The sequence below is a fragment of the Microbacterium sp. Bi121 genome, assembly GCF_918698005.1.
In the GTDB taxonomy this organism is placed as follows: Bacteria; Actinomycetota; Actinomycetes; order Actinomycetales; family Microbacteriaceae; genus Microbacterium.
This window is the reverse complement of sequence record NZ_CAKKLJ010000002.1, coordinates 35,905-47,770: the sequence shown is the minus strand read 5'-3', so window position 1 is coordinate 47,770 and position 11,866 is coordinate 35,905. Positions and strand designations below refer to the sequence as shown.

Annotated in this window: 11 protein-coding genes; 7 read left to right on the top strand and 4 right to left on the bottom strand. The window is 69.0% G+C overall.

Annotation, left to right across the window (positions count from 1 at the left end):
* The first annotated feature begins 133 nt into the window (after positions 1 to 133).
* The gene (locus LQZ87_RS02945) at positions 134 to 799 is read left to right on the top strand and encodes a TetR/AcrR family transcriptional regulator; helix-turn-helix transcriptional regulator (RefSeq protein ID WP_230101968.1); all 666 of its coding nucleotides are present in this window, start codon (positions 134 to 136) and stop codon (positions 797 to 799) included.
* Between the two features lie 12 nt (positions 800 to 811).
* Here LQZ87_RS02945 and LQZ87_RS02940 read toward each other — a convergent pair whose 3' ends face one another.
* Entirely contained in the window at positions 812 to 1,300 is a 489-nt protein-coding gene (locus LQZ87_RS02940; RefSeq protein ID WP_230101967.1) for a hypothetical protein, read from the bottom strand.
* Positions 1,301 to 1,347: 47 nt separating this feature from the next.
* Between LQZ87_RS02940 and LQZ87_RS02935 the strand changes: the two genes are divergently transcribed.
* The 3 genes from LQZ87_RS02935 (at position 1,348) to LQZ87_RS02925 (ending at position 4,752) form a co-directional block, all read left to right on the top strand.
* Positions 1,348 to 2,817 carry an NAD(P)/FAD-dependent oxidoreductase gene (locus tag LQZ87_RS02935; RefSeq protein WP_230101966.1) on the top strand — a complete coding sequence of 490 codons (1,470 nt, stop codon included), beginning with the start codon at positions 1,348 to 1,350 and terminating at the stop codon, positions 2,815 to 2,817.
* 145 nt (positions 2,818 to 2,962) lie between these two features.
* Positions 2,963 to 4,006, top strand: a complete 1,044-nt coding sequence (locus LQZ87_RS02930; protein WP_230101965.1) for an ATP-dependent DNA ligase — start codon at positions 2,963 to 2,965, stop codon at positions 4,004 to 4,006.
* Positions 4,003 to 4,752: a hypothetical protein gene (locus LQZ87_RS02925; RefSeq protein ID WP_230101964.1), complete on the top strand. Its 750-nt coding sequence runs from the start codon at positions 4,003 to 4,005 to the stop codon at positions 4,750 to 4,752. Before LQZ87_RS02930 ends, LQZ87_RS02925 begins: the two co-directional genes overlap by 4 nt.
* 33 nt (positions 4,753 to 4,785) lie before the next feature.
* Here LQZ87_RS02925 and ligD read toward each other — a convergent pair whose 3' ends face one another.
* Both ligD and LQZ87_RS02915 read right to left on the bottom strand, forming a co-directional pair.
* The gene (ligD, locus tag LQZ87_RS02920) at positions 4,786 to 5,844 is read right to left on the bottom strand and encodes a non-homologous end-joining DNA ligase (protein WP_230101963.1); all 1,059 of its coding nucleotides are present in this window, start codon (positions 5,842 to 5,844) and stop codon (positions 4,786 to 4,788) included.
* 81 nt (positions 5,845 to 5,925) lie between these two features.
* Positions 5,926 to 7,050 (bottom strand): SseB family protein, encoded by a 1,125-nt coding sequence (locus LQZ87_RS02915; RefSeq protein WP_230101962.1) that lies wholly within the window; start codon positions 7,048 to 7,050, stop codon positions 5,926 to 5,928.
* 53 nt (positions 7,051 to 7,103) lie between these two features.
* On the opposite strand from LQZ87_RS02915, the gene glsA reads away from it, so the two are divergent.
* Positions 7,104 to 8,486, top strand: coding sequence for a glutaminase A (glsA, locus tag LQZ87_RS02910; protein ID WP_230101961.1), 1,383 nt, complete (start codon positions 7,104 to 7,106; stop codon positions 8,484 to 8,486).
* A gap of 10 nt (positions 8,487 to 8,496) precedes the next feature.
* Here the strand turns inward: glsA and LQZ87_RS02905 are convergent, their stop codons facing one another.
* On the bottom strand, positions 8,497 to 10,977 hold the full coding sequence (locus LQZ87_RS02905) for a UvrD-helicase domain-containing protein (protein ID WP_230101960.1): 2,481 nt from the start codon (positions 10,975 to 10,977) through the stop codon (positions 8,497 to 8,499).
* 62 nt (positions 10,978 to 11,039) lie between these two features.
* On the opposite strand from LQZ87_RS02905, the gene LQZ87_RS02900 reads away from it, so the two are divergent.
* Together LQZ87_RS02900 and LQZ87_RS02895 are read left to right on the top strand one after the other, a co-directional pair.
* Positions 11,040 to 11,435, top strand: coding sequence for a pyridoxamine 5'-phosphate oxidase family protein (locus LQZ87_RS02900; protein WP_230101959.1), 396 nt, complete (start codon positions 11,040 to 11,042; stop codon positions 11,433 to 11,435).
* Between the two features lie 15 nt (positions 11,436 to 11,450).
* On the top strand, positions 11,451 to 11,846 hold the full coding sequence (locus LQZ87_RS02895; RefSeq protein ID WP_230101958.1) for a YccF domain-containing protein: 396 nt from the start codon (positions 11,451 to 11,453) through the stop codon (positions 11,844 to 11,846).
* The last annotated feature ends 20 nt before the right edge of the window (positions 11,847 to 11,866 follow it).

Genomic DNA, 11,866 nt, shown 5'->3' with positions numbered 1-11,866 from the left:
TGCTTCCTTCACTGGGCTGCGGGGGCGGAAAGTCTCTCGATGTCGAGATATCGACCAGGAACAAAGCTTACTACTCCTGCCTGAACGGCCCTGCCGCCGGTAGCCGCGTTCACTCGGCATTAGGCTTCTCGCTATGCATGAGTCCGCGCGGATGCCGGGCGGCGTCGTTGCCGCCGCACTCGACCTGTTCCAGTCGCAGGGGTTCGATCAGACCTCGGTCGAGCAGATCGCCAAGGCAGCCGGTGTCTCGCGGTCGACGTTCTTCCGCCAGTTCGGCGGCAAGGAGGACGTGGTCTTCGCCGACCACGAGGTGCTGCTGGGCGAACTGCGCGACTTCCTCGCCGAGGGCCACCCCGACCCGTGGGAGGCGGTGTGCCGCGCATCGCAGCACGTGTTCGATCATTTCGCGCACGATCCGGACCTCGCGCGGCTGCGCTACCAGGTGGTGCGCCAGGTGCCCGCTCTGCGCGAGCGCGAGATCGTGACGGTGTTCCGCTACGAACGGCTCTTCGACGACTACCTGCGCCGATCGCTCCCCGGCATCGATCCGCTGGATGCCGTCGGCTTCGCCGCCCTGGTCACCGCGGTCCACAATCACGTGCTGCGCCAGCTGCTGCGCGGCACCAAGCGCGTCGCGCCGGCGGTGCTGCAGTCGGCGCTCGACGATGTGCGCCGCCGTTACGGTGTGTTCCAGGACGGCGACGCGGATGCCGCGGACGATGTCGTCGTGGCGGTCTTCCCCCGCGCGATGCCGATCGCGGAGATCTCGCGCCGGTTGCAGTCGCAGCTCGAGAAGTAGTCCGGGCCGGGCTCAGTCGCAGCCGCAGCCGCCGGAGGCGTTGCGGACCATGAAGCACACGTCGCACACCCCGTAGTCGCGCTCTGCGACCGGTTTCGCCTTGGGCTTCGCCGGCGAGACAGGCGTCGCACGAGGCGTTCTGGTCGATTTCTTCGTCGAGGTCGTCACCGGCAGGAACTCGCTGGGATGCACCGCGTAGAAGTACGGTGCGCGGCCTTCGCTGGGCTGCAGACGCAGCGGCGCCGACCCGACGACGATCGTCTCGTCCTCGGCGAAGCCGTTCGTGTAGGTGCGACCGATGTGCAGCGGTGCGCCGTCGCCACGGCGGATCGCCTCGATGTAGCGGCCACGGTCGATGAGCGTCGAGATGCCGACGGCATCCACGATCGCGGTGATGAACTCGTGGTTCGCCGGGTCGATCCGGTGCGCGCGAAGCGCGTCGGACAGATTTCGGTACGGTCGGGAAGTGCCGGTGGGCGTCGGGCCCTGGGTCTCGTTCATCACCTCCAGGATCGCACGTTCGAGGACCGTCTGAAAGACTGAGGGACATGAGGCGCGCGACGATCGTCGGCAGCGGACCGAACGGGCTCGCGGCAGCCGTCTCCCTCGCCCGCGCGGGCTATGAGGTGCGCGTGGTCGAGGCGGCGGACAACGCCGGCGGCGGCCTGCGCACGACGGCGTCGACCCTGCCCGGTTTCGCCCACGACGTGTGCTCCGCCGTGCATCCGGCCGCCCTCGCCTCCCCGTTCTTCCGGGCGTTCGGGCTTGCCGAGAAAGTCGACTGGATCACCCCGGAGATCTCGTACGCCCACCCGATCGACGGCGGCCGGGCGGGTGTCGCGTGGCGCGACATCGAACGGACGGCGGCTGCGCTCGGACGGGACGCGCGCGCCTGGCTCGCGCTCCTGAGGCCGTTGAGCCGGCACATCGACGGCGTCGTCGACTTCACCGGCAACCAGCTGCTGCGGATGCCGCGGGATCCGGTGACCGCGTTCCGATACGCCGTCAGGATGCTGGAGCAGGGCACACCCCTCGCACGCGCTTCTCTCCGCACCGACGAGGGCTCCGCGCTGCTCTCCGGCGTGCTCGCCCACGCGAATGCTCCCCTGCCGTCGCTCGCCGGCGCTGCGGCCGGTCTCCTGCTGGCGGCTCAAGCGCACGCCGGCGGCTGGATGTATCCGCGAGGCGGCGCCCAGCGCATCGCGGACGCCCTGATCGCAGACCTGCAGACGCACGGCGGCACGCTCGATACCGGCGCGCGGGTGCGCGACCTCGACACCCTCGACTGGGGCGACCCGTCTCAGGGCGATGTGCTGCTGCTGAACACGTCTCCGCGGCTGGCATTGACGCTGGACAGCATCCCGTCGTCATATGCGCGGGCGCTGCGCGGCTACCGGTACGGCCCGGCGGCCGCGAAGGTCGACTTCGCGCTGGACGGGCCAGTCCCGTGGGCGAACCAGGAGGTCGCGCAGTCCCCGACCGTGCACGTCGGCGGCACCCGCGACGAGGTGTGGGCGAGCGAGAACGCCGTCGCGACCGGCCGCGTGTCCGAGCGGCCATACGTTCTGACGGTGCAGCCGTCGGTATTCGACGACTCCCGGGCGCCGGAGGGCAAGGCCGTGCTCTGGGCCTACATCCATGTTCCCCACGGATCCGATCTGGATGCCACCGAGCTCATCACCCGGCAGATCGAACGGTTCGCCCCCGGCTTCCGCGACCGCGTGCTCGCGACGCATTCCGTCCCGGCATCCGACCGGGAGGCGATCAATCCGGCCGAGATCGGCGGCGACGTGCTCGGCGGAGCGTTCACGATCTCCCAGGCGCTGCGTCGCCCCGTCCTGTCGACGCGGCCGTGGCGCACACCGGTGCGCGGCGTGTATCTGGCATCCGCCTCCACTCCGCCGGGGCCCGGCGTGAACGGCATGGCCGGCTGGCACGCGGCCAGCACCGTCCTCGAGGATGCCGGCACGTTCGACGCGCTCGACGACAGTCGGCTGCTCGCCGACCTGTTCGCGTGACCTCGCCCGGAACACCCGGCTGGACGTTCGCACACCTGGCTGATGTTCGGGCGAGAACGGACAGCCGCGCGCCCCATCCTCCAGCCATCCGTCCCGTGTTCAACCGATCTCGCGGTGGGAGGCATCCGCGCGCGAAGATGGTCGCATGCGCTACGAGATCCCCGCCCCCATGCTGGCCAAGGCGGCAGCACGCGTCCCCGACCCGGCGAAGACACCCGGTGGGATGCTGTTCGAGCCGAAGTGGGACGGGTTCCGGGGCCTGATCGCATGGGACGGCGACACCGTCGAGATCGGCTCCCGCGGCGCCAAGCCGCTCACGCGCTACTTCCCCGAACTCGTGGAGGCTCTGCCGCAGATCCTCCCCCAGCCGTGCCTGCTCGACGGGGAGATCGTCGTCGCCATGGGAGAGCAGGGGTCGCAGCGGCTGGCCTGGGAGGCGCTGAGTCAGCGCATCCACCCGGCGGCGTCGCGCATCGCGCTGCTCTCGGAGCAGACGCCGGCGATGTTCGTCGCTTTCGACCTGCTCGCCCTCGGCGACGAGTCCCTGCTGAACGAGCCGTTCCACGCGCGCCGCGCGCGGCTCGAGGAGCTGCTCGCCGACGCGCGGCATCCGCTGCACCTGACGCGCACGACGACCGATCACGCGACGGCGACGCGCTGGCTCGACGAGTTCGAAGGCGCAGGACTCGACGGCGTCGTCGCCAAACCCCTCGACCAGCCATACGCGCCGGGCAAGCGCACCCTGATCAAGATCAAGCACGCCCGCACCGCCGACGTCGTCGCGCTCGGCTACCGCATCCACAAGTCGGGCTCGGGGGTCGGATCGCTGCTCGTCGGTCTGTATGACGGCGACGGCACCCTCCATCAGGTCGGCGGCGTCGCGGCCTGGAGCGACAAGCGTCGGCAAGAGCTCATCGACGAGCTCGCCCCTCTCGTCGAGCGAGACGACTCGGGGGAGGCGATGAAGGCCGAGGGCGAGCGGAGCCGCTTCACCGGTGCGAAGGACGTGTCGTTCGTTCGGCTGCGACCGGAGCGCGTTCTCGAGGTGCGCTACGACCAGCTCGAGGGTGCGCGCTTCCGGCACACGGTGCAGTTCGAGCGCTGGCGGCCCGATCGGGAAGCGCGTTCGTGCACGTACGACCAGCTCGACACCGTCGCCGGCTACGACCTCGCCGACGTGCTCGCATGATGCGCGGGTGGAAGGTCCTCTCGGTGATCCTGGCCGTCATCGTCGCGTGCTGCGCCGTGAGCGCCTGGGCGTTCGTCGCCTTCCTCGCCCCCGTGGCGCTGGGCACCGGCGAGGTCGGGCCGCGTGACCAGACCGCGCTGTTGTGGTTGGCAGTCGGCACCATGATCGTCGGTGTCGTGCTCGGCTTCGTGCTCGACTACTCATCCCTGTGGACCGACCGTTTGCCGCTGCTGTCCGATTCGGGGAGCGCCGCATCGCTCGCCGGCTCCGCGCTCGGGTCTCTCGCCGCCTCGGTCACCTTCGCCGTCGCCGTTCGCGATGCAGCCGCCATCGTGGTCATCGCCGGCGCGATCGGTGTCGTGTTCGCGTGGTTCGCCTGGCGGCGCTACCGCAGCGCGGTTCGCGAGGCGCGCTCCCACGATCGGGAGCTGGCTCGTGTCGACGCGCTGCACGCGGAGGGGACCCGCGTTCGTGCGGACGTCGTCGACGTCCGGTTCCACAACACCTGGGTGGGCGGGGATGCCCCGCTGTTCACCGTGACGGCGGAGTACGACACGCCCTCAGGCAGACATCACGCCGAGGGCCGCACGATCACCACGCCGGAGACCGCTCCGATCGTGGGCGGCACGGTTCTGCTGTGGTTCGCCGACGACGGCTCCGACACGTCGAACGTCGACATCTGGCGCGACCCGGAGAGCATCGCCGACCCGGATGCGGCTGAGGCCTATCGGGCGCCGACCGCCTGACGCTCCCGCGGCGCATGGATCAGAGGCGCTCGACTAGTCGCCGACACGGTTCCCTTCGGCGTCCCAGTTCTCGGCGACGCGCTTGCTCGGCTGCACGCGGGGCGGCTCGCCGGGCATCTTCGGGAACTCCGGCGGGAACGACAGTTCCCCCAGCCCGTTCTCGACGTCGCGCTCCCACCAGCCGAGCAGCGTGTCGATGCGCCCTGGCTTGTTCTGCATCCGCGCCCAGGGATCGCCGACGTCGGCCAGGCGCTGCGGGATGCTGCGCACCGTGAAGCTCGCAGGCTCGACCTCGTCCAGCTCCTCCCACTCGACCGGAGTCGACACCGTCGCCGTGGGCAGGGCGCGCGGGCTGTAGGCGCCGGCCATCGTCCGATCGCGGTTGGCCTGATTGAAATCGATGAAGATGCGCTCGCCGCGCTCTTCCTTCCACCAGTTCATGGTGACCTGCTCCGGCATCCGGCGCTCGAGCTCGCGCCCGGCAGCGATCACGGCATGGCGGACGTCGAGGAACTCGTGCGCAGGCGTGATCGGGCAGAACACGTGCAGTCCCCGGTTGCCACTGGTCTTGATGAACGGCTCGAGGTCGGCCTCACGGAGCACTTCACGCAGCCCGTGGGCTGCGACGACGGCATCCTTGAAGTCGGTACCAGGCTGCGGATCGAGGTCGATGCGCAGCTCGATCGGGTTGTCGGTGTCGGAGGCGAGCGAGGCCCACGGGTGGAACACGATCGTGTTCATCTGCACGGCCCACACGATGGCGCTCGGGCGGTTGAGCACGATCTGCGGATGCTGCCGGCCGCTGTTGTACGTGACGGTCACGGCATCGACGAAATCGGGAGTGCCCTTGGGCGGGTTCTTCGAGAAGAAGCTCTCGGATCCGGCTGTCACTCCGTTGCGGAAGCGCTCAAGGGACACCGGACGGTGACCGTTCGCGTTCAGGAACGGCTCCGCCACGGTCTGCACGTAGTCCGCGAGCTCGGCCTTGGTGATGTCGGAGTCCTTCCAGATCACCTTGTTCGGACTCGACAGGTCGACGTCGTGCTCCCCGTCGGGATCCGAAACCGTCAGCGTCACGCGTTCAGAGGCCATGTTCCGACCCTATGGGCGCCGCGCGTCACGCGGTAGGGGTCACCCGCCGGCGGTCACCCGACGACGTTCACTCGCTGACATTCACTCGCTGACATCGACTGCGCGGACGAGCACGGCTCCGAGCGCCGCGCGCTCGACGACCATCGACGGCCCTGCCGAGTCGACGATCACACCGGCCAGGGAGTCGTGCCCCGACAGCACCTTCGCGAGCTGTTCCGGCTCGAACGGCATCGGCTTGTCGCCGCGGCCGAGGGCGACGATCTCGAGCGGGTGCGAGAACACCTGGAGGAAGCGACGACCGTCCGCGGTCTGCGCCTCGGCGATGCCGACCTGCCCGTTGCCGCTGCCGTCGTTGACGGCCACCCACATCTTCGTCTCGGCGAGCGCGTCGCCGACCTTCTGCTGCGAGTCCGCGTCACGGGGCGCTGCGAGCAGCATCTTGATCGTCATGTTCGCGTCGGCCTGCTCAAGGGCCTTCGACAGCACCTCGACGGGGAACACCGCGCGGTGGACACCGGAGGCGTTGTCCAGGATGAGTCCGGCGAACTCGCCCGTGACGACCTGGTGCAGCACCGCGGTCACGGGCTGCGCGATGGCGGACGTCGCTGTCGGGTCGGTCTCGCGCTGGACCGACTCGCGCACGGCGGCAGCCGAACTGAACGCGAGCATGTAACTGCGATCGCCGTCGCGCACGACTGCGATCGACAGGGGCTTGCCCTCGGCGAGCTGTTCTCGGGCGTCGCCGTGGACGCGCAGGTACAGATGGTTCTGCATCATCTGGCGCAGAACGCCGACGAGCTGCTCGTTGGTCGCGCCCTCCTCCAGCTCGGAGAGCGCTGCGCGCAGCAGGACGTTGTCCTTCATCCCCGGCACCGATTCGGTCGGCTCGGGGGGCAGGGCAGGGGCCAGCGGCAGGGCGCGCTTCTGCGGGGCCCGCTGACTCTGCTGGGCCTGTGGAGCGGATGCCGTCACCGTGGGCGCTGCGGCTCGAGCGGCGCTAGCGGCATCGGGGTCGGGAAGCTTCACCTCGGGGCCGGCGTCAGCGCCGACGCCGCGGAACGCCTGGACCGAGATGCCGATCTCGGGCACCGGCTCGCTGGGAGCCTGTTCCTCGTGCAGGGCGTCTTCCGGAGCATCCGCCTCGGTCGGCGTCTGCGGGTCGGAAGGTGCGTCGTCGGTCTTCTTGCGGCGAGAGAACAGTGCCATATCGCTCAGCCTAACCCGGTCGGCAGTCCGGGTCGGCCCGTAGCATGGGGCGTATGGCAGCCCCGGAGAAGCTCTCTGACATCGTCACGTCGTTTCTCGACATCGTCCACGACCGCCTCATCAGCGACAGACGCGGGGCGGTCGCCGACTACATCCCGCAATTGGCGGATGCCGACCCCGAGTTGTTCGGGATCGCACTGTGCGGCCTCAACGGCCGCGTGTACGAGAGCGGAGACACCCGGGAAGAGTTCACCATCCAGTCGGTCTCCAAGCCGTTCGTGTATTCACTCGCCCTCGACGACTGCGGCCTCGACGCCGTCCACGACCGGGTCGGTGCGGAGCCGAGCGGCGAGGCGTTCAACTCCGTCAAGCTCGAGGCCGGCACCGGGCGCCCGCCTAACCCGATGGTCAACGCCGGTGCGATCGTCACGACGTCGCTCGTGGGCGGCCGCTCATCCGAGGATCGCTTCGCGCGCATCCTCGCCAGGCTCAGCGCGTTCGCCGGCCGTGACCTGTCGGTCGACGAGGCGGTGCTTGCGTCCGAGCAGGAGTCGGGCGACCGCAATCGAGCGCTCGCCTACCTGATGAGCGGCGCCGGGTCGCTGACGGCTCCTGTTCTGGAGACGCTCGACACGTACTTCCGGCAGTGCTCCGTGCTGGTGACCGCGCGGGACATCGCCGTGATGGGGGCGACGCTCGCCAACGGCGGCGTGAACCCGGTCACCGGCAGGCGGGTGACCAGCGCGGAGACGTGCCAGCACGTGATGACGATCATGGCCACGTGCGGCATGTACGACTATGCGGGTGAGTGGCTGCTTCGGGCGGGCCTGCCGGCGAAGTCCGGCGTCGCCGGAGGGCTCGTTGCGAGCTCGCCCGGCGAGTTCGGGCTCGGCCTGTTCAGCCCGAGGCTCGACTCGAGCGGGGCGAGCGTGCGCAGCGTCGTGGCCGCTCAGCAGCTCGCCACCCGGTTCGGGCTGCACGTGCTGCATCGTCCGCTCACGCTGTCGGCATCCGAGGTCATGGCCGCGAACGACGAGCTGGCGGCCGGCCTCGGCGCAGAGCAGGATGCCGCCGCGGCGCAGATCCTGCAGCAGAACGCCGATGATCTGGCGGTGTGGCGTCTGCGCGGTTACATCGACTTCGACGGCGCCGAACGGCTGCTGCTCGACCTCGACGCCTGGCTCGACGCGCGCCCTGCCGACCGTGAATCGCCGGCGGTGATCGTCCTCGATCTGACCGAGGTGACGCAGCTTCAGTCCGTTGCGGTCTGGATGCTCGCCGCCCTGGCCACGTGGTGCCGGGCGCGCGGCATGCGGGTCATCGCCAGCGATCCGCAGGGTCGAAGCCTCGGCGTCGCCGGGCTCTCGCAGTCCGCCGGATTCGAGGATGCCGTACGCGACGCCGCAGCCATGACGGGTGCGAACCCGAACGGCTGAGAGGTCAGCGTCAGAGCTTCTCGATCGGCGCGATCTTGATGAGGAGCTTCTTCAGGCCCGCGGAGTCGAATCGCACGTGGGCGATGCGTTTCGCGCCCTCGCCCGTCACGGCGTCCACCCGGCCCTCGCCGAAGTCGTCGTGACGGATGCGGTCGCCTGCCACGAGCTCGAGGTCGCCGTTGTCACGGACCTTGCCGGTGACCTTGTTCGGGAACTTGTCCATCGCGGTCGACAGCGGCTTGAGACCGTCGCGCTTCGCGAGCGGCTGGATGCCGAACCTGTCGCCGCCGCCGTTGCCGCCGCCGAATCCGCCGCGACGGGCGTTGAGGGCGCGTGACTGGGTGCCGCCGCGGGAGTTCACATCGCCAGGCGACTGCCGCCAGTCGACGAGCTCGGCCGGGATCTCTTGCAGGAAGCGGCTGGGCATCGCCACCGAGACCTCCCCGAACTGCGCGCGGGTCATGGCGAGCGACAGGTGCAGGCGCTTGCGGGCACGGGTGATGCCGACGTAGAACAGCCGACGCTCCTCCTGCGGGCCGCCGGGCTCCCCCGCCGAGATCCGGTGCGGGATGAGGTCCTCCTCGACGCCGGTTACGAACACCGCGTCGTACTCGAGTCCCTTGGCGGTGTGCATCGTCATGAGCGACACAGAGCCGGACTCGTCGTCCAGATCATCGGCGTCGGAGACCAGCGCGACCTCGGTGAGGAAGTCGGCGATCGTGCCCTCGGGATTGTTGCGTGCGAAGTCGCGGGCGACGGCGACGAACTCGTCGAGGTTCTCGCCGCGGGCCTCGTCCTGCGGGTCGCGGCTGGCACGCAGCGCGTCCAGGTAGCCGCTCTTCGCGAGCAGCAGGCTGAGCCCGTCGGCGACGACGGTGGGCGCCGGAACCTCGCCGGATGCCGGCAGCATCAGCTCGGTCGCCTCTCGCAGCACGGCATCCAACTGACCTATGCCCGCCTGGATCTTGGGTCCGACGCCCAGCTGACCCGGCACCGACAGCGCCTCGCGGAACGTGATCCCGTGCGTCTCGGCGAACTGCGCGATGCTGGCCTCGGTGACCCCGCCGATTCCGCGACGGGGCTTGTTCAGGATGCGGCGCACCGCCATCTCGTCGGCGGGGTTCGCGACCGCGATGAGGTAGGCCAGCGCGTCCTTGATCTCGGCGCGCTCGTAGAACTTCGTGCCGCCCATGATCTTGTACGGCACTGCGGAGCGGATGAAGATCTCCTCCAGCGCGCGGGACTGCGAGTTCGTGCGGTAGAACACCGCCATCTCGGAGTACGGCATGCCTGCTCGGCGCAGTGCCTCGACCTCGTCGGCGACGAACTGAGCCTCGTCGTGCTGCGAGTACCCGGTGAAGCCGACGATCTTGTCGCCGTCGCCGCGATCGCTCCACAGCTTCTTGTCCTTGCGGTCGAAGTTGTGCCCGATGACCGCGTTCGCCGCCGAGAGGATGTTCTGCGTCGAGCGGTAGTTCTGTTCGAGGAGGACGACCCTCGCCCCGGGGAAGTCGCGTTCGAACTCGCTGATGTTGCGGATGTCCGCCCCGCGGAAGGCGTAGATCGACTGATCGGAGTCGCCGACCACGGTGAGCGATGCGCCCTCGAGCTCGGGCGTCGCCGCGTCTGAATGGGACGGCTCGAAGATCATCATGCCGTTCGAGGCATACGGGTCTGGGGCTTCTGCCGAGACCGGGCGGGTCAGCTCGTGGATGAGGGCGTACTGCGCGTGGTTCGTGTCCTGATACTCGTCGACGAGGATGTGACGGAAGCGGCGACGGTACGTGTCGGCGACCTTAGGGAAAGCGCGGAACAGATAGACCGTCTGGCCGATCAGGTCGTCGAAGTCGAAGGCGTTCGCCTTGCGCAGCTGCCGCTGGTAATCGGCGAAGATCTCGACGAACTTCTGCTCGGCCGGGTCGCTCATGTTCGCGTCGCGAGCGTAGGACTCGGAGTCCTGCAGCTCGTTCTTGAGCTTGGAGATGCGGCCCTGCACTGATGCCGGCGTCAGCCCGTACGCGTCGGCCTCGTGCTCTTTCACGAGGCGCTTGATGAGCGCCCGCGAGTCGCCGGAGTCGTAGATCGTGAAGGACTTCGTGAAACCGAACTGCTCGGCCTCTCGACGCAGGATCCGAACGCAGGCCGAGTGGAATGTCGAGATCCACATGCCGCGGGATGCCTCGCCGACCAGAGCGGCCACCCGCTCGCGCATCTCGCCCGCTGCCTTGTTCGTGAACGTGATCGCGAGGATCTGGCTCGGCCACGCCTCACGCGCGCGCAGCAGCGACGCGATGCGACGGGTGAGCACGCTCGTCTTTCCCGAGCCGGCGCCCGCGACGATGAGCAGCGCAGGTCCCCGGTAGGTGACGGCGGCGAGCTGCTGCGGGTTGAGTCCGGCGAGGAGGTCGTTCCCGTCGGGCGCTCCCGAGGATCCGGGACCGGCGGAGGAGGGAACGATCCGTGCAGAGTCAGTGAGAGGGGCTTCGGTCATGGCCCTACGAGTCTAGGCTGGGCCGCAGACACCCGCTTGCGAGCCGCATCGAGGAGGACGAGATGATCAGCGATCTGCAGGAGAAGGAGTGCTACGAGCTCCTGACCAGCACCACGGTGGGAAGAATCGGGTTCGTTCTCGACGAGCGCGTCGAGATCTTTCCCGTGAACTTTCGCGCTTCGGGACAAGATCTCGTCCTGCGCACCGCATCGGACGGCATTCTGCGTCGAATCGCTGACCACGGCGCGCAGGTCGCGTTCGAGGTCGACTACCACGACGACCTCGGCGGCACGGGGTGGAGCGTGCTGATTCACGGGCGCCTCTCCGTGGTCGCGGACGAGGACCCTCCGGAAGGGCTCCGACGCGTATCCCCCTGGGCCGGCAGCGATCGCGCGACCCCGCTGCGACTCGCCATCGACAGCATCTCGGGCCGTCGCGTCCGCCGCGAACAGCACTGATCGAAGGACGGATCGATGCGCACAATCCTCAACGTCATCTGGGTCGTCTTCGCCGGCTGGGTGCTCTTCCTCGGCTACGTGGTCGCCGGCATCCTGCTGTGCATCCCGATCGTGACGATCCCCTGGGCCATCGCCTCGTTCCGTCTGGCCGGGTACGCGTTCTGGCCGTTCGGGCGGCGCGTGGTCGAGAAGCCCACCTCGGGTGTGGGCGCATTCCTCGGCAACATCATCTGGGTGGTGCTGGCCGGCTGGTGGCTCGCGATCGGGCACATCCTGTCCGGTCTCGCGCTGTGCATCACGATCATCGGCATCCCGATGGCGATCGCCGACTTCAAGATGGTGCCCATCTCGCTCATGCCGCTCGGCAAGGACATCGTGTCCACGCGGCGCGGCCCGTTCGACGGGAAGTAGCCGAAGCAGCCGGTAGTCCT